Source organism: Thermus albus, assembly GCF_022760855.1.
Taxonomy (GTDB): domain Bacteria; phylum Deinococcota; class Deinococci; order Deinococcales; family Thermaceae; genus Thermus; species Thermus albus.
Map to the genome: position 1 here is coordinate 56,625 of NZ_JAKTNR010000008.1, position 16,267 is coordinate 72,891.

A 16,267-nucleotide genomic window follows, 5' to 3' on the forward strand; every position below is an offset into this window, starting at 1 on the left:
GGGGACGCCCAGCGGGACTGGGAGGTAGCGCTGGAGGTGGGCCGTGGGGGAGGTGGTGGTGGTGGCCCTCTGCCTAGAGACCGGGACCTGGGAGGCCGTGGTCCTCCAGGAGGGGCGCATGGTCGGCTACGGCCAGGGGGTGAGCCGGGTGGATGCGGTAGAGCGGGCCATCCGGGACGCCCTCCGGCGCGGCTACTCGGTGCCTTTGGCCCAGGCATACCTGGCCTGGTGGGAAGGCGTGGTGCTGGACGTGCGGGATGTGCTCCTGCGCGTGATAAAGGAGCTGGCGAGATGAGCTTGCTTCAGCTGGTACTCGTCTACGTCCTGACCTCCTACCTGGCCCTGGGGCTCCTCCTGCTCTACCTTTCCCGGCGGGGGGAGGAGCTTCCCGAAGGGGCCAGTGTGGGCATCCTCGGTCTGGCCGCCCTTGCGGGACTGGTGGGCGTGCTGGTGGCGCTGGTGTGGAGGGGGGTATGAGCCGCACTCTGAAGTACTGCCGCTACGTGGCCCTGATAGACGGGGGGATGGGCTGGGAGGTGTTTGGGTCTACCTTCACCCAGGATTGGCTTGCCCCCCGCATGTCCGACCTGCTCGCCGCCCTGGAGCGGGCAGGGCACGACGACTGGGAAGACATCGGCAAGGACCACAAGCTGGAAGCCGAGCTTGCCACGACCGTTCTTCCCTGGCCCCTGGACAAGCTCACCATCGGCGAGGGGGTGAGCGTGTACGCCGGGCCGACCAAGGTTGTGGAGGGGCGCTTGGTGCGCTCGGCCATCTTGGAGCTGGGCCCGGAAGCCCTCGAGGCCCTGGGGTACTTCGAGCGCCACGCCTGCCCCGCCGAGGGGTGCCAGGGCACCATCCGGGTGCCCAAAACCGCCACCCCGGACATCTACATGTGCCCGTGCGGGGCCAAACGGATTCATGTGCGGCTTCCCCGCTACGGGGAGCGTCCAGAGTCTGGGAAGCGCTTCATCCTGGAGGTCGTAGAGTGAAGGTTTCGCTGCCCTGGCCCCCCTCGGTTAACCACTACTGGGCGGCCAGGGGGAATAGCCGCTACCTGTCCCCTCGGGCCCGGGCCTGGCGGGAAGAGGCGTCCTGGCGGCTGCGGGCAGCCAGGAACGGGCGTGGGCGCATCACGCGGGAAGTGGCCGTGTTTGTGTTCGCCTACCCCCCAGATCGCCGGAAGCGCGATTTGGACAACATCCTGAAGGCCATTCTGGACGCCCTGGTGCATGGGGGCATCCTGAAAGACGATAGTCAGGTGGCTGAGATCCACCTTATCCGCCGCAGACCAGAGCCGGGCGGAATGGTGGAGCTCTACCTGGAGGTGATAGACCCTTGACGCCTTTCGGCGTGAGGTACTGGCCCAATCGGGGCGTGGCCCCGGCCCCTAACCCACGGGGCGCCCCATGTCTTGGGGCTCCCCTTTGCCCCCGCACCCCGGGAGCGGTCCGAACCCGCCCCACCCCAGCGGGAGCAACAGGGGCGCATCCCCGCCCGGCGTCCCCGGAGGGCCAGGGGGGTGCCGTGGTGGGGGAAGAGGAAGGATGACGGCTAAAGAAGCTTTGGCCCAGCTGATGGAGATTATCGGCTACCACGCCTCGCCAGCGGATTACTGGCGGGCGGACACTTTGGCCGGGGTGGTCCGCGCGGCCCTGGAGGAAGGGAAGAGGGCTAAAGCCGCCCTGGAGTCCGCCCTGGCCCGGGAGCGGGCGTACCGGGAAAGGGAGGAGCGCATGGCCCGCGCCCTGGCGGTTATCGAGCTGGAAGCGGGCCGGGCTAGGAGGTAGCTATGGAAGGGATTATGACCGAACTTATGCGGGATGTGGAGCGCCGTTTGCGGCCCATTGGCCCCATCGCGTGGGGGGGCAATGCCCCCCGCCCCATGCCCGTGCCCACGGAAACGGGGGCGGTGCGCATGGAGCACGTGATCCACTACCCCACGGGCTGGCGGGCGTACTGGGGCGCGCGGGACGGCCATGTGGTCTACCTCCTGGTCCCGCCGGAGGTGCAGTAGTGGACCCCCTCGAGGTGGAGCGCTGGTACCGGGCCCTGCGGGAGTGGCGCACTCGGGAGGTCGGCGTCCCCCGCCACCGCCCCCCGGCCCCCAGAGGAGCGCCGGCGGCTTACTGGCCCAGGTGCCCCATGTGCCGGCGGGTGGACCGGGACCGGTGGGACACCCTCATCGCCCAGGCCATGCTGGACGCCCAGGACACCCGCCCCCTGGTGCGGGAGATCGCTCAGGCCACCGGGATACGAGCGGAGCTGGTGCGGTGGCACTTCGCCCACCTGGACCCCACCCCACCCCGCCCCATCATCGGGGAGTGGGCGTACCGCCAGGCCACGGAGATGATCCTCCTCCCCATCGGGTGGATGCCGTCCTCCCGCGTGATGGCCGCCATCCGGGAGAGCCCCCACGCCGACCTTCTCCTGCGCATCGTGCGCGGCCAGGAGAGGAGGAGAACGCTCCTGGACCGGGGCTACTATCGGAACGCCGAGGCTAGACGCATAGGAGAAGCGATAGTGGCTCTAGTCATGGCATTGGGCTACGCTGAAACCGAGGTGGCTCGTGCCCCGTAGGTGCACCGTCTGTGCCCACCCCTATCGTGCTGAAATCGAACAAGCGATTCTACAGGGCGATTCGTTTCGTCGTATAGCGTCGCAGTACGACGGTATTTCGGAAGCATCACTACGCCGCCACCGCGCCCATATTACGCCCCTTTTGCAGAAGCACGAGGAGGAGCTAGCCGATGACCTTGTGGCCCGCATCCGTGAGCTAAACCGCATCGCCAGGGAGACCTTGGAGGGAGCGCGCAAGGAGCGGAGGTACAACTCCGTGGCCGCCCTCATCAGTTCCGCCCTGAAATCGCTGGAGCTTGAAGCGAAACTGTTGGGCAAGCTCCAGGACGGCAAGGTGCAGGTGGGGGTTGGGGTGCAGGTCCAGGTGGGGGGCATGGTCATGGTCCCCGTGGCCGCCCTCGAAGCCCTCAAACGGGCGGTGCTGGACGCCCCGCCGGAGGTGCGTGAGCGCATCGCCCTTGCCCTAGCGGAGGTGGCCCGTGCCCGGCAAGAATGACCCCCCCGTGTGGTGGGACATAGGGGTGGGCAGAGAGGCCCACCCCGGCTACTACCTCGGGCTCATGGGCATCGCCCCCGACCCATGGCAGCGGGAGGTGATGGCCGTGAACCGGGACACCCTCGTCCTGGCGTCCCGCCAGGCAGGGAAGTCCACGGCAGCCGCCGCCCTCGCCCTTCATCGGGCGGTGTCCGCCGGGGGTACGGTGCTGGTGGTGGCCCCCACCGAGCGCCAGTCTACAGAGTTAGTGCTCCGGGTTCGCAAAATGGCCGCGCTGGCGGGGTTGCCCCTGGAGGCCGAGGGCCGCACCTACCTGGAGATGGAGGGCGGTGGGAGGGTCATCGCCCTCCCCGCCCACCCCGAGGGCATCCGGGGGTACACCGCGGTTATGGTGGTGCTGGATGAAGCGGCGTACATCCCTGACGACCTTTACGTGGCCGTGCGCCCTATGCTGGCCGTCACCAGGGGGCGGGTTCTCGCCATCTCCACCCCGGCGGGCAAACGGGGCTGGTTTTGGCGGGAATGGCACGAGGGGGGAGATCACTGGCACCGGGTGCGGGTGTCCGCTGAGGAAGTGCCCCGGTTTAGCCCGGAGTTTTTGCAGGCGGAACGTCTGCGGGTGGGCGAGCGGATGTTTGCCCAGGAGTACCTGGCCGAGTTCGTGGAAGAGCGCCAGGGCGCTCTATGGCGCTGGGAGTGGTTCGAGCGCCCAGCGTTCCGTGTCGAAGCCCCCCCGACGGATCTGGTGCGGGTGGTCGTGGGCGTGGACCCCGCCGCTTCCATGGCCGAGGGGTCGGCGGAAACCGGCATTGTTGTGGCGGGGCTGGGGGCAGATGGACACTACTACGTCCTTGGCGACTATTCCTTGCGCGGTAGCCCGGAGGAGTGGAGGGCCCGCGTGCTGCACGCATACCACGCCCACCAGGCAGACGTGATAGTGGCCGAGAAGAACCAGGGCGGGGATATGGTAGAGGCGATATTTCGGGCCGCTAACATGGACCTTCCCCTCCGGGTGGTAACCGCCACCAGGGGTAAGGCGGTGCGGGCTGAGCCTGTGGCTCTTCTCTACGAGCAGGGGCGGGTCCACCACGTGGGCGTCCTGCGTGAGCTAGAAACGCAGCTGACCGGATGGGTGCCCGGCGACCCCGTCAGCCCGGACCGCATGGACGCATTGGTGTGGGCCGTGACGCACCTCATGAACCACACGAAGGTCGGGCTCACCTACGAGGAGCAGTTGCGCTATGCATCCCGTTGAGTTTTCCGCAGTTTGTGCTATTCTGTAGCTAGAGTAGCCCAACATGACGCTATCCCCCATCCAGGAGGGCGTGCTGCGTGCCCGCCTGGCTAACTTGACAGCGGAGATTCGCGCCCTGGATGAGGCCATGGCGTGGGCCGCCGGCACCTGGTCCCCCGCCCCCGGTGAAATCCTCCCTCACCCGGTGGGGCAGGAGGCCACCGCCGCGTGGCACCGCGCCCTCCGGCGCGTGGCCGCCATCGGCCCCCGCATCGTGTCCACCCTGGTGGGCGGCGTGGTGGGCTCCGTGACCTGGGGCGGGGAGAGCCGGAGGGTGGACCGCGCCCTCGAGGCCCTGGACCTCACCAAACTGGCCCGAGCCCTCACCGAGGACCTCCTGGTCCAGGGGGTGGCCGCCGGGTACGTGTACGAGCGGGAGGACGGCCAGGTGCGCATCGGGCGCATCACCGGCTACCTGCAGCCCATCCAGGACGGCCAGGACGCGGACATCCTGGTGGCCCTGTACCAGGTGCAGAGCTACCTGGACGTGGGGAGGGGCTTGCGGTACTGGGTGCGGTGGTGGGACCTCGAGGGTGCGGTGGCCCAGGAGTGGCGGGACCTGCCGGACCCTGTGTCTTTCTCCACCCGCCCCCCCTCAGCGGAAATCCCCGGCGTCCGGCCCAGGATGCGGGTGTGGGCGCTGGACCCGGACGGAACGCCCCAGTCCCTCATCCTCTGGGCGCTCCCCATGCTCCGGGACATCATGGCGTCTGAGCTCATGCTGGCCCGGGCAGAGGAGCTAGCCGGGTATCCCGTGCCGATCTTCGGGCCGGATACCGACGTGCAGGCGGTCGGCCCCGGTCTTCCTATCCGGGGCCAGTTCACGTGGGCGCAACCCGGCAACCTCGGAGAGCTCCGGGAGCAGCTCCGGCTCAAACTGGAGCGGCTGCGGGACGCCCTCTCTCTCCCAGGAGCCATCATGGGAGCCCAGCCCCCTTCCGGCGAGGCGCTCCGGGAGGCGAACCTTAGATTTAGGCAGCTCACGGGGCTACTTCGGAACCTGGTGGAGGGGCTCATGACCGACCTCGTGACCGACTACGCTGCCGTGGTGGGCGCTGAACCCGTACCGGTGGCGGTCCTCCCCCCCAGGGACCTCGAGGCCGCCGACCGTATCCAGGTGGTGGCTGCTCTGTACCGGGACGGGCTCATCCCCCTGCGGGTGGCCGCCAGGGAGATCCAGCCGTACCTTCCTACCTGGTCGGATGAGGAGCTAGCCGAGTGGCTGGAGCGTCAGGAGTCCATAGTCACTCCGAGCCAGGTGGCGAACCTCCTCGGTGGGGGTGGTGAATGACCGAGAGGGTGCGCATCGTGCGTGAGTTCAACCAGCGCGCTCGCGCTGGCAAGCGCAAGATGCCGCTCAAATGGAAGCTTCGCCGCCGCTATCTGCTTTCGCGGTTCCACATCCGCTGGATTAGGGGGCGGTGGTTTAGGCTCATCACCTACACGCCGCTCAAAGAGGGGCTACGGGCATGACCCTGGACAAACTCGGAGCCCTCCTGGACCGGCTCATCCGCAAGTCTGAGGGTGCGGCCATGCGGAAGGCGCTCCACGAGTACCTCGCCATGCTGGGGCGCGGGGAGTACGCCCGGCTGAGGGCGCTCCTCCTCCGGTGGGCGGCGAAGGGCCACCTGGACGCTCAGGTGGCGGCGTGGGCCACGCACTCCGCATGGCTGGACATCCCCAGCGTCCCCCCGAAGGACGCCCTGGCGCTCCTGACCGAGCGCTCCCTCCGCTTCGGCCAGGACGTGGTGGCGAGGGTGTCCGCCCACTACGGCTCCGGCGAAGGGGGGCGTCTGGACCCCCGGCTCTACGTCCGGCTCATCGCGGACGTAGCTACCCGAAGGGGGTGGGGAGAGGGAGCGCGGGAGGCCGGGCGGCGAGGCGGCGCCCGGTGGAAGACCTGGGTGCGCGTGTACCCCGCCAAACACCCCCGCGACTGGCATGCCGCCCTCGAGGGGCAGACCCTCCCCGAGACTGGCCTCTTTATCCTCCCCGGTGGCCCGAACGCGGGCAAGCGGGTATCCGCCCCCCACGACTGGGACCGCGTGCCAGACCCGGCGGAGTGGGTGAACTGCGGGCACGCCGTGATCTACGTCCCGCACGCCCAATGGAAGGATCTGAGGAGGTAGCCATGCCACTGAAGAAGGGCAGGAGCCAGAAGACCATCCAGGTGAGGAGCAGGAAACGCAAATAGCGCCCACCGGGGCCAGGAGCCTCGTGGCAATCGCCCCCGGCACCGACCGGGGGCTCCTTTTTGGAGGGAAGATGAACGAGGAAACCAAGCAGGAACAGGCGGCCCAGGAGGTCGCCGCGGCAGCTCAAGCCCAGAGCCAGGGCCAGGAGCCCCAGGTGAAGGGCGAGAGCGGTCAGAACCAGCCCCAGGCGGACCCCATCCGGGAGCTGGAAGAGCTCCGGCGCAAGGCGGAAGCCCTGGAGCGGGAGTTGAAACGCACCAGGGAGGAAGCCGCCAGCCGCAGGGTGGAGAAGAAGTCCTTGGAGGAACGCATCCAGGAGATGGAAGCCGCTCTCAACGCCATGCGGGAGCGGGCGGCCCTGGAGGCGGCCCGCGCCGAGCTGGTGGCCGCCCTCGGGGACAAGACAGCGGCGGAAGCGGCCCTAAAACTGGCCCGGGCTGACGGGCTGGTGCAGGTGGAGGGAGAAGGGGCCCGGGTGGACCTGGAAACCCTCTTCAGCCGCTACCCCTTCCTGCGCACGCGTGGGGCTCCACGGGATGCGGGGGCGAACCCGCCCGCTACCCCGCAGCTCACCCGGGACGCCATCGCCCAGATGACCCCGGAGGAGTACGCCAAGCGGCGGCGGGAGATTTTAGAAGCCCTTGCGAAAGGGCTCATCAAGTAGGAGGTAGAACATGGCTTTGCAGATCATCAGCAAGACCACGGCAGACGCATGGATCCCGGAGATCTGGGCCCAGGAGATCCTCACCCGCTTGCGGGCCAACATCGTCCTGGCGCGGATCGTGCGCCGGGACTACTCCAACAACGTGGCCCAGCGGGGGGACACGGTGAACATCCCCGTCCCCGTCACCCTTTCCGCGTTTGATGTGGGCGACACCGGGACCCAGAACGTCACCCTAACCACCAAGCAGGTAGTCCTGAACAAGTTCAAACACGTTCCGATCAAGGTGGACGACCTGGCTCTAGCCCAGACCGCCCCCAACCTCATGGAGGACCTCACTGGGGCCGCGGCCCAAGCGCTTGCGGAAGCCATTGAGCGCGACCTGTTCGCCCTCTACACCGCGGCTTCCGCCAACGTGGGCACCGCGGGGACGGACATCACCGCGGCCACGGTGCGGGCGGCGAAGAAGACCCTGGACGACGCCCTGGTGCCCCAGACCGACCGCTACCTGATCGTGTCCCCCAAGGACCACATCAGCTTGATGGGGGATAGCTCTTTGGCCCCCTTCTTCGCCCAGGCCAACCCCGAGGCCATCCGCCAGGGCATCCTGCCCAACCTGTACGGCTTCCAGGTGGCTATGTCCCAGCTGGTGCCGGTGGTCACGGGCACCCCCAGCACCACCTACAACCTGGCCCTGCACCGGGACGCTTTAGCCCTCGTCACCCGGCCCCTCCCCGCCCCCATGGACGGGACGCCCTCCGTGGTCGTGGTGGACCCCGAGGGCGGGTTGTCCTTCAGGATGACCCTCCGCTACGACGTCCTGGCCAAGAGCCACACCATCAGCGTGGACATCCTCTACGGGGTGGCCGCCATCCGCCCCGAGCTCATGGTCCAGGTGAAGGGATAACATGCCCAAGCGCGTGCGGAACCCCTTCGGGGTGGAGTCCGTCATCCCCGACGACTACCCCCAGGACCTCATCCGCCAGCTGGGGCTGGAGGAGGTCCAGGAGGAGGGCTCCACCCCCGCCCCCGCCCAGGAGGAGCCCCCGAAGGAGGAGCGCCGCCGCCGGAGGTAGCCCATGCGCACCTACAACCCCACCCTCCTGCGCCCCCACGACCCCACCAGCGCCACCTGGGCCCTGATGTGGGCGCGCAACCTGGCCCGGGACGTCCCGGTGGGGGATGCCTGGCGTCCTGGCGGTCTGGAGGACGAGGAGTGGCTGGGGTGGCTGGAGGCCACCGCCATCCGGCTGGGCGGCTCCACCTACTACCGCCCCCACGAAGCCGCGGCCCGGGCCATCCGCTCCGACCCCACCCGGCTACGGGCCCTGGCCCTGGCCGGAGTGTCCCAGGATTACCCCGACCCCAACGCCGTGGCCGCGGCCATTCGGGCGGAAGGGCGCTGGATCGACGACCTCATCGCTGACCTGACCGGCGTCCGCCCGGCTGAACTGGCCCCAAGGTTCTGATGGGCTATGTGCAGTACGGGGTTATCCCCGCGCTCCCTTCGTGGAGGTTCCTGTTGGCCCCTGTGCGTCTTGTGCGTTATGCGGGCAACTCCCAGGTGGGGGAGGTCCACGGCTACCTGTCCGAGCCCCGCCCCGGTCTAGTGGACGCCATGATGGGGCTGGCCCCGACCATGCGGCTTTTGACCGTGGACCCCCTCGAGGTCCAGGACGTCCTCCAGGGGGCAGATGGCTCCCGCTACCGGGTGGTGCGGGTCCATCTCACCCCGGCGGGGCTCCTGGCCGAGCTGGCTAAGGAGGCATGATGCCCGATTCTTTGGACCCCCTCTTCAGCATCCGCGAAAACCTCGTGGCCGCGGTAAACGGGGCTTTCCGGCGGCTCGTGGATGACGTGGTCCGGCGCGCCCAGGAGAACGTCAGTCTGGGCCGCCCGGGGCTCATCCCCCGCACGGGGCGGCTGCGCAAGAGCATCAAAAAGGGCCCCTACAAGCAGTGGTCCCCCGGAAGCTACGGCGAGCAGCGGGTCTACTCGGACGTGGTCTATGCCCGCGTCCACGAGTACGGGGCCACCATCCGGCCCAAGCGCGGCCCCTACCTCGTCTTCCGGCTCTGGAACTTCTCCGACACCTCTGCCCCCACCGGCCCCTGGGTGCGCGCCCGCCAGGTGGTCATCCCTCCGCGCCCCTTCCTTGGTCCGGCGGGGCAGGACGCCGCCGCCCACTGGCCGGAGTACGTGGACGAGGTCATCGCTGAGATCCGGAGGCAACTCTGATGACCGCGGAAGCCCTCCTGCAATCCGTCCGCCAAGCCCTCGAGGTGGCCCTCCCGGGCTGGACTATCGCCCAGAGCCCCGAAAGCCGCGGCGTGCCCACCGTTCCGACCGCGTACGTGCTCCTGGGCCCCGCCCGGCTGACCACGCACGGGTACGACGGCTACGCCCTCCTCGAAACCCTGCAGGTCGTCCTCCTGGCCCCCATTAGCGGGGTCACCTACGCCCAAGTGGGCAACGCCCGGGACCAGGTTTTCCTGGCCCTCATGGGGCTGGCTCTACCCGAGGTGGCGGTGGAGAGCGTGGATGGGGGGGCAGTATCCCCCCCGGTGCCCGTCGAGGAGGGGGCAATGGCGTGGCGGGTGGAGGTGAGTTTGGCCGTGAGGAGGTCTATGTGAAGGTGAAGGTGCGCAATACCTGGAGCGTGTACGTGCGGGAGCTCTACCGGACCCTGTACGCCGGGCAGGAGTACGAGGTCCCGGAAGAGATTTACCGCCGTTACGAGGACTGGTTGGAACCGGCAGAAGGTCAGAAGGAGAAGGAGAAGCAGAAGGAGAAGAAGAACTAGGAGGTAGAAGATGCCCATCCTTGGAGCAACGAACGTACATGTTTACGCAAAGACCCCTGGAGCTACCCCGGCGGCGTTCGCCACTGGGGATCTCATCCCTCAGAACATGTTGCAGGAAGTAAGCGCGGAGGTGTCGGGGGAGTCCCTTACCTTCGACACCTTCGCTACCCTGGCCGTGAGCCGCATCCCCACCACCAAGGACTTTTCCCTCACCCTGCGGCTTGTGTACGACCCGGATGATGCGGCCAAGACCAAGTTCCTGAACGCGTTCAACTCCGCTAGCCAGCTCATCGATGTGCTCCTGGTCATCGGCCAGCCGCCCAACACTGGAGCCAAGAACCTTTGCATTTACGGGCGGATGCTGGTAGAAGCGTTTTCGCCCACCACCGAAGCCAAAGCGGTAGTAACCCAGCAGGTCACCCTGCGGCTCGCGGACGGGGCCACCTTAACCATCGCCGAGAACGTCACTTCGATGCCCACCCTCTGATGCACGTGCGTTTTGGAGCCCGCGAGTTTCCCCGCGCCCTGGGGTACGGAGCCCGCAGGGTGCGGGGCGGGCTCCGGGTGGAGCTTCTCAGCGTGCACGACGGAATGGAAGCTCCGCAAACCGTGAGCGCGTACCTCTACCCCGGAGAGGAGGAGATATGCGTGCGCTGGCCCGGCTATGCGCCAGGGCTATACCGCTGGCAGACCATAGAGGAGGTATAAGTGCCGCTGAAAGCTGAAATCAGGGAGAGGTTGCAGAAGACCCAGACCATCGACCTGTGGGGGCTGGCCGTGCCCGTCTTCCGGGATGGCGTCCCCGTGGAACTCATGGCCCAGCTGGCCCGGCTCCAGCTGGAGGGGAGCGGGGACCCCGCGGGGAACATTGAGGGGCTGATGGCCATGCTGGCCGCTATTCTCCGCTACAGCCCCGTCCCCGAGGATCGGCTGAGCTACGAGGAGCTCATGGCCCTTCCCCTCACCCCGTCTGAACTGCAGGAAGCGGCCAAGGTGGTGGCCCGAGTGCTGGGCACCCAGCCGGGTTCGGCTGAAGGGGGCGAGGGAAACTTCTCGACCCCGGCTACGCCCTCCTAGAGAGCGCCGTCCTGGTCGCCCACTACACCTGCACCCCCCTGGAGGAGGTCTGGCGGTGGCCCCTGCCCAAGTTGGTAGCGGTACGGGAAGCGGTGCGAGGGGTGATGTACCTCCAAGCGCTCCCCGCCCTCCTGAACGCGTACGCCACCGTCAAAGCGCACGGGGCCAAGGTCACCTGGGAGGAGTTTGTGCCCGCCGCGCTCCAGCCCGACCCCCTTGCCCGGCTGGCCCTTTCGGACGAAGCCCTGGCCGACCTGGCGCTGGCCTTGGAGGTGGGGCGGATTGGCACGGACGAAGCGGCCCGGCTGGTCCGGGTGCTGGGGGAGGACGGGCTTAGAGCCCTCGCCAAACGGCAATGAACAACATCCTAGAACTCATCCTGCGGCTCAGGGACGAAGCGAGCGGGGCGCTCAGGGCGTTCACCCGCGCCGCTGAGGAAGCCCGCGCTTCCAACCAGTCCCTCACGTCCAGCCTGGCCCAGGTGCAGCGGGGGCTGGAGGGGCTGGGCTCCTCCCTGGGGGCCATCGTCGGCTCCGCCGGGCTCACCTACGCCCTGAAATCCGCCGCCGACACCGCATTCCAGGCTGAAGCGCAGATGCGCGTCCTGGCCCGCACCGCCGCTTCTGTGGGCCAGGACTTCGCCGCGCTGGAGGGCGAGCTCCGGCGCGTCCTCCAGCCCCTTGGCGTCCTCCCCGAGCAAGCGGCTTCCGCCGCCGCTCAGCTTCTACGGGCGGGCTACACCACCGAGCAGATCGCCGCCGCGTTCCAGGCCGGTGCGGCTTCCGCCCTGGCCGCCGGCAAGACCGCCCAGGAGGGCATCGAGAACGTGGCGATGGCCCTCTCCACGGGCCAGTCCATCTACCTCAACTACATTGGCATCGCTGAAAACATCGGCCCCGTGATGCAAAAAGTGGCGTCCTCCATGAAGGGGGCCAGTGAGGAAGCCGTCCGCCAAGCGCAAGCGCAAGCCGCCCTCAACGCCATCCTGAAAGCCACCCAGCAGGAGGTGGCCGCCCTCCCCGACCTCCTCGGGGGGTACGCCGGAGCCCAGAACCGACTGAACCTATCTCTATACGAGTTCCGCAAAGCTGTCGGGGAAGCGGTTCTTCCTCATCTGACCGCGCTCATCAACCTGGCCAACAGCGCGGTCAACGCCTTCAACAGCCTGGACGCAGAAACCAAGCGCCAGGTGGGGACCTGGGCGGCTCTCTCCGGCGGCGTGTTAGGAGCGTCTACCGCTTTGGGGATGCTCCTGCCGGTCCTCCGCAACACCTGGACCGTCGTCACTGGTCTGGGCAACGCCCTTCTCTGGCTGGTCCGCAGCCCTATTGGGCTCGTTATCACTGGCGTGGCCGTCCTGGTGAGTGCGTGGGCTTCCGCGGGGGGGGACCTCGAGGAGTCCCGTAAACGGATTGGGCTCCTGGTGCAAGCCCTGCAAGCCCTCTACTACGGCGCCAAGGGCACGGCGGAAGCCGTCATTGGGCTCTTCCGAAACGTTGGCCAAACCCTGGCCGGGGTGTGGGCCGCCATCAGCCGCGCCATGGTGGGGGACTTCGCCGGGGCGTGGCAGGAGGTGCAGAAGGTCCTCAACCTGGAGCGCTGGGCGGCTAACCTGCAGCAAGCCAACCAAGACCTTGCCCGGGCTGGGCAACTTCTCTCAGCCACCTGGCGCGGGGAGGTAACCCCCGAAGCCAGGGCGCTGCAGGACAAAATCCGCGGGCTTGCGGAGAGGATCCAAAACGCCACCGACACCGCCCAGAACGCAAAGGGGGCCATGCCCAATCTGGCCGCCGGGCTGAACGCCGTAGGGACGGCAGCCGGGGAAGCGGCGAAGAAGGTCAAGGAGCTGGACGACGCCACCAAGTCCCTTCTGGAGCGGGCGGGGATGCTCACCAAATCGGAGCGGGAGCGCCGCCAGCCCAGGGATTGGGGGGCGGTGGACGTGGAAGGGGCCCTGCTGGAAGCCCAGGTGGCCCCCTACCTGGAAGCCCAGCAGACCCTCCTGCAGAACCGGGCATTTGAAGCCGCCATGGCCCGGCGCATGGCCGAGGAGGGGCAGCGGGCCGCGGAACAGCTCTGGGAAGCGTACGCCGACCAGACATCCGCCCTGTGGTCCGGCGGGCGGGCGGAACAAGCCACCATCAACGCCATCCGGCGGTCCTTCTCCAGCTTTGGAGAAGCCGTTGCCGCCGGGGTGGATTTTGACCTGGCCGCCCGCGCGTTCATCAGCGAGTTTCTGGAACGCGTGGAGCGGGCTACCGAAGCCGCTTTCAGCGCCGCTGCCCCCGGCTACGCCGACGTGGGGGCCATGATCTCCAGTGGACTCCTGGCCGGAGCCAGTGGGTCCTGGGAAAGGTTCCGCCAGGAGATGGAGCGCCAGGCCGCCGCGGCGGCCCAGTTGGCCGAGGAAGCCGCCAGGAACCAGCTGCGCATCCTGGGGGAGGTAGCCCAGGAGCGCGAGCGGGCCGGGCAGATTGACATCCCCGGAGGGCTTCGGGAGCTTCTCCAGGGGCCGGTCTACTCCATCCTCACGGCGGTGCAGACCGGGGCGCTGGACGCCACCGAGGGCATCTATGCCCTTTACGACGCCGCCGAGGACGCCCGGCGCACCCTGACCGCCCTCTACGAAGCCGGGGAGATCACCGCGGAAGAGTTCCAGCGCGGCTCCCAGTCCCTCGCCCTGTACGAGGGGGCCATCGCCGACCTGCGCATGCAGGTGCTCCAGTCCATCGGCCCCATCGTGGAGCTAGGGAACGCGGTGGGGGAGATGGGCACCGGAGACTTCGCCCCCGCCCTCACCGCCGCCATGTCCCGGCTAGACGAGTTCAGGAGCTACCTGGACGCCATCGCCGAGATAGAGGATCCCGTGGAGCGGCTACGCCAGCTGGCGGACCTAGAGGGGTGGCTGGCATCCGCCATGCCGGGGCTGGAGGAGCTCATCCGCGCCCTGGAAGAAGCCGGGATAGACGCCGATATCGTCCGTGAGGTGCTGGAAACCCTCGTCCAGCGCATGCGCGAACTGGGGGACGAGTCCAAGAGGGTTCAGCTGGACCAGGAAGCGCAGCGCTGGGCGGATGGCATCCGAGGGGCCACGAGCGCCCTTCAAGGGCTGTCTTCCGGGCTCAGAAACATCGGGGATGCGTTCAGCGCCCAAACCGTAGGACAGGGGATAAGCCAGTTCGCCGCTGGGATTGGTCAGATCGTTGGGCTCATACCGGGCGGCCAGCTCATCGGCGGGCTGATCGCGGCGGTTGGTGGGCTCATCGGCTGGTTATGGGACGGCATCGCCAGCGTGTTTGACACCGGCTGGGAACGGGCCCAGGCCAAAATCCGCGAGGCCACCGCCAACTGGAAGCTGGTGGACCCCGCCCTGGCCCAGCGGGCGGTGGAGCAATACACGGAGTCCTACCTGTTTGGGCTCATCCAAACCACCAAGTACCGCGTCAACGAGGAGCTATTGAAAGCCATCCAGGATGCGGCCCAGACCGCCGAAGGGGCCGTGTCCGGGGCCATCCAGGCCGGGCTAAACGCCGCTGCCCGCGGGGAGGATTGGCAGGAAGCCATCCGCCAGTCCCTCTACAGCACTACGCTCAATGCAGTAGTAAACGCCCTCATGCAGTCCGAGGCGATAAAAGCCGCCCTCGGACCCCTCACCACCGCCCTGGCGGAAGCCATCCTCTCGGGTAACGCCGAGGCCATCGCTGCGGCCACCGCCGCCCTAGCCCAGGGCATGGAAGCCCTGGGCCCCCTCTTTGAGTCCCTGGGGCAGGCTCTAGGGGAGCTTTTACCCCGCCAGCTGTCTGAGGCTGAAAAGTCCATCCAGGACCTCACTGCCAGCCTAGAGGGAGGTATCACCGGAGCAGTCAAATCCGCCCTCCAGGCCGGGCTCAGGGGCGAGGACTGGCAGGCGGAGCTGTCCAGCCGCATCCGGGAGGGCATCCTGTCCGCGGTAGTCGACGCCGCCGTCACCCAGGCGGTCGTGCAAGGCGCGCTGGGCCCCCTCATCGACGGGATGGTGGAGGCTATTCTAACTTCCAACTGGCAGGCGGTCAGTACCCTCAGCGGCATGATCACCACCAAGACCGAGGTCCTGGTGGGCGGGCTCCTCCAGGGCATGCATCCCCTGGTGAGCGTATTCAGCGACCTCTCCCAGTCCGCCACCAGGGCTAGCGAGTCCCTGGAGCGGGTGGCCGGGAGCGCGTCTAACCTCCCCTCCTGGTACCGCCTGGAGGAGGTGCGGGGGCAGGCCACCCGGACGGTAGTCATCAACGTGCAGGGGTCCATCTACGGGGTGGACGATCTCCGGCGTGTGCTGGAGCAGGCTAACGCCGTGGGGGTCTACGCCAACACGGGAGGCTGGAGATGATCTACGTCAACGGCAATCTCCTCCCCGCCGCCGAGGCTCGTGAGGACCGGGTACGGGCCGAGTACGCCGCCCGTACCATCAGCAACGCCCTGCGGGTGGTCCTGGTGGCCCCCTCCAAGCGCCGCTACTCCTACACCACGCCGCCCCTGGACGCCAGCGCTCGCGCCCCGTGGCTAGCCCTGGACGGGCAGGTCGTCACCGTCCAGGACCCCACCGGCACCTGGCAGGGCTGGTACCGCGCCCGCATCGGCGCCTGGCCGTACCCCGGCTACGCCACCGTGGAGATTGAGGTGGAAGAGCTATGACCCTCGTTGCCCACTCGATCATCACAAGTACGACCCCCCCATCCGGTACGCAGCCGGGGGATTTTGTCGTTGTCATGGTTAACCCCAGAGTAGCGGGCATTTCCGGCTCCACGACGTGGCTCAGACACATCGGGCTTGGCGTTTATGTAGGAACATACCCGAGTGGTGGTACGATACCTGCCACCGGGACAGTCATCGTGCTGGTTTACAGACCAGACCCCGGAAGAGCACTGACTGCCCAGGTGTGGGGGCGGTCAGTGCCTATCGGTCCCTCCACAGTGACGTTGACCGCGGACATGCCTGCGGTTGGGGACATTTGGGGCATTTGGCACGGTCTTTCTCAGTTTACATCCTGGGGTGGGTCGTACAACCCCGCGGTGGTCAATACGTCTAGGGCCGTGGCTTACGCTCGCATACCTAATGCATCCGCGGGCTCTCTCAGTTTAACAGGCTCTTTCTATGGCTCCCCGATTGCGGTAGCCGTCGGGAT

26 protein-coding genes are annotated in these 16,267 nt (G+C 67.8%); all 26 read left to right on the top strand.

What is annotated here, in order from left to right; genetic code table 11:
- Nucleotides 1–43: 43 nt before the first annotated feature.
- Nucleotides 44–295 (top strand): hypothetical protein, encoded by a 252-nt coding sequence (locus tag L0D18_RS08975; protein ID WP_243028543.1) that lies wholly within the window; start codon nucleotides 44–46, stop codon nucleotides 293–295.
- A complete protein-coding gene (locus L0D18_RS08980; protein WP_126187915.1) occupies nucleotides 292–477 on the top strand; it encodes a hypothetical protein in 186 nt (61 codons plus the stop codon). The genes L0D18_RS08975 and L0D18_RS08980 overlap by 4 nt, the downstream gene beginning before the upstream one ends.
- The gene (locus L0D18_RS08985; RefSeq protein WP_243028544.1) at nucleotides 474–992 is read left to right on the top strand and encodes a hypothetical protein; all 519 of its coding nucleotides are present in this window, start codon (nucleotides 474–476) and stop codon (nucleotides 990–992) included. Before L0D18_RS08980 ends, L0D18_RS08985 begins: the two co-directional genes overlap by 4 nt.
- Entirely contained in the window at nucleotides 989–1,342 is a 354-nt protein-coding gene (locus L0D18_RS08990; protein ID WP_243028545.1) for a RusA family crossover junction endodeoxyribonuclease, read from the top strand. Before L0D18_RS08985 ends, L0D18_RS08990 begins: the two co-directional genes overlap by 4 nt.
- 205 nt (nucleotides 1,343–1,547) lie before the next feature.
- A complete protein-coding gene (locus tag L0D18_RS08995) occupies nucleotides 1,548–1,790 on the top strand; it encodes a hypothetical protein (protein ID WP_243028546.1) in 243 nt (80 codons plus the stop codon).
- A gap of 14 nt (nucleotides 1,791–1,804) precedes the next feature.
- Nucleotides 1,805–2,017: a hypothetical protein gene (locus tag L0D18_RS09000; protein WP_243028547.1), complete on the top strand. Its 213-nt coding sequence runs from the start codon at nucleotides 1,805–1,807 to the stop codon at nucleotides 2,015–2,017.
- Nucleotides 2,017–2,580: a hypothetical protein gene (locus tag L0D18_RS09005; protein WP_243028548.1), complete on the top strand. Its 564-nt coding sequence runs from the start codon at nucleotides 2,017–2,019 to the stop codon at nucleotides 2,578–2,580. Before L0D18_RS09000 ends, L0D18_RS09005 begins: the two co-directional genes overlap by 1 nt.
- Before the next feature lie 142 nt (nucleotides 2,581–2,722).
- Nucleotides 2,723–3,076, top strand: a complete 354-nt coding sequence (locus tag L0D18_RS09010; RefSeq protein ID WP_243028549.1) for a hypothetical protein — start codon at nucleotides 2,723–2,725, stop codon at nucleotides 3,074–3,076.
- Nucleotides 3,060–4,331, top strand: a complete 1,272-nt coding sequence (locus L0D18_RS09015) for a terminase large subunit domain-containing protein (protein WP_243028550.1) — start codon at nucleotides 3,060–3,062, stop codon at nucleotides 4,329–4,331. The genes L0D18_RS09010 and L0D18_RS09015 overlap by 17 nt, the downstream gene beginning before the upstream one ends.
- Before the next feature lie 70 nt (nucleotides 4,332–4,401).
- Entirely contained in the window at nucleotides 4,402–5,661 is a 1,260-nt protein-coding gene (locus tag L0D18_RS09020; RefSeq protein ID WP_243028551.1) for a phage portal protein, read from the top strand.
- Nucleotides 5,658–5,843 carry a hypothetical protein gene (locus L0D18_RS09025; RefSeq protein ID WP_243028552.1) on the top strand — a complete coding sequence of 62 codons (186 nt, stop codon included), beginning with the start codon at nucleotides 5,658–5,660 and terminating at the stop codon, nucleotides 5,841–5,843. Before L0D18_RS09020 ends, L0D18_RS09025 begins: the two co-directional genes overlap by 4 nt.
- Nucleotides 5,840–6,499 (top strand): hypothetical protein, encoded by a 660-nt coding sequence (locus L0D18_RS09030; RefSeq protein ID WP_243028553.1) that lies wholly within the window; start codon nucleotides 5,840–5,842, stop codon nucleotides 6,497–6,499. The genes L0D18_RS09025 and L0D18_RS09030 overlap by 4 nt, the downstream gene beginning before the upstream one ends.
- A 136-nt stretch (nucleotides 6,500–6,635) precedes the next feature.
- A complete protein-coding gene (locus L0D18_RS09035; protein WP_243028554.1) occupies nucleotides 6,636–7,229 on the top strand; it encodes a hypothetical protein in 594 nt (197 codons plus the stop codon).
- A 10-nt stretch (nucleotides 7,230–7,239) separates the two neighbouring features.
- Nucleotides 7,240–8,133 carry a phage major capsid protein gene (locus L0D18_RS09040; protein ID WP_243028555.1) on the top strand — a complete coding sequence of 298 codons (894 nt, stop codon included), beginning with the start codon at nucleotides 7,240–7,242 and terminating at the stop codon, nucleotides 8,131–8,133.
- 1 nt (nucleotide 8,134) lies between these two features.
- On the top strand, nucleotides 8,135–8,302 hold the full coding sequence (locus L0D18_RS09045; RefSeq protein ID WP_243028556.1) for a hypothetical protein: 168 nt from the start codon (nucleotides 8,135–8,137) through the stop codon (nucleotides 8,300–8,302).
- A 3-nt stretch (nucleotides 8,303–8,305) separates the two neighbouring features.
- Nucleotides 8,306–8,695, top strand: a complete 390-nt coding sequence (locus L0D18_RS09050) for a hypothetical protein (protein WP_243028557.1) — start codon at nucleotides 8,306–8,308, stop codon at nucleotides 8,693–8,695.
- A gap of 53 nt (nucleotides 8,696–8,748) precedes the next feature.
- Complete coding sequence (locus L0D18_RS09055) at nucleotides 8,749–8,997, top strand: hypothetical protein (protein WP_243028558.1); 249 nt, start codon at nucleotides 8,749–8,751, stop codon at nucleotides 8,995–8,997.
- Nucleotides 8,994–9,464 (top strand): phage virion morphogenesis protein, encoded by a 471-nt coding sequence (locus L0D18_RS09060; RefSeq protein ID WP_243028559.1) that lies wholly within the window; start codon nucleotides 8,994–8,996, stop codon nucleotides 9,462–9,464. The genes L0D18_RS09055 and L0D18_RS09060 overlap by 4 nt, the downstream gene beginning before the upstream one ends.
- Entirely contained in the window at nucleotides 9,464–9,859 is a 396-nt protein-coding gene (locus L0D18_RS09065) for a hypothetical protein (protein WP_243028560.1), read from the top strand. The genes L0D18_RS09060 and L0D18_RS09065 overlap by 1 nt, the downstream gene beginning before the upstream one ends.
- Entirely contained in the window at nucleotides 9,856–10,029 is a 174-nt protein-coding gene (locus L0D18_RS09070) for a hypothetical protein (RefSeq protein WP_243028561.1), read from the top strand. The genes L0D18_RS09065 and L0D18_RS09070 overlap by 4 nt, the downstream gene beginning before the upstream one ends.
- A gap of 106 nt (nucleotides 10,030–10,135) precedes the next feature.
- Nucleotides 10,136–10,516: a hypothetical protein gene (locus L0D18_RS09075; protein ID WP_243028562.1), complete on the top strand. Its 381-nt coding sequence runs from the start codon at nucleotides 10,136–10,138 to the stop codon at nucleotides 10,514–10,516.
- A 5-nt stretch (nucleotides 10,517–10,521) separates the two neighbouring features.
- Nucleotides 10,522–10,737: a hypothetical protein gene (locus L0D18_RS09080; RefSeq protein ID WP_243028563.1), complete on the top strand. Its 216-nt coding sequence runs from the start codon at nucleotides 10,522–10,524 to the stop codon at nucleotides 10,735–10,737.
- Nucleotides 10,738–11,106 carry a hypothetical protein gene (locus L0D18_RS09085; RefSeq protein WP_243028564.1) on the top strand — a complete coding sequence of 123 codons (369 nt, stop codon included), beginning with the start codon at nucleotides 10,738–10,740 and terminating at the stop codon, nucleotides 11,104–11,106.
- A gap of 104 nt (nucleotides 11,107–11,210) precedes the next feature.
- Entirely contained in the window at nucleotides 11,211–11,465 is a 255-nt protein-coding gene (locus tag L0D18_RS09090) for a hypothetical protein (RefSeq protein WP_243028565.1), read from the top strand.
- A complete protein-coding gene (locus L0D18_RS09095) occupies nucleotides 11,462–15,472 on the top strand; it encodes a hypothetical protein (RefSeq protein WP_243028566.1) in 4,011 nt (1,336 codons plus the stop codon). Before L0D18_RS09090 ends, L0D18_RS09095 begins: the two co-directional genes overlap by 4 nt.
- The gene (locus L0D18_RS09100) at nucleotides 15,469–15,777 is read left to right on the top strand and encodes a hypothetical protein (protein WP_243028567.1); all 309 of its coding nucleotides are present in this window, start codon (nucleotides 15,469–15,471) and stop codon (nucleotides 15,775–15,777) included. Before L0D18_RS09095 ends, L0D18_RS09100 begins: the two co-directional genes overlap by 4 nt.
- The last annotated feature ends 490 nt before the right edge of the window (nucleotides 15,778–16,267 follow it).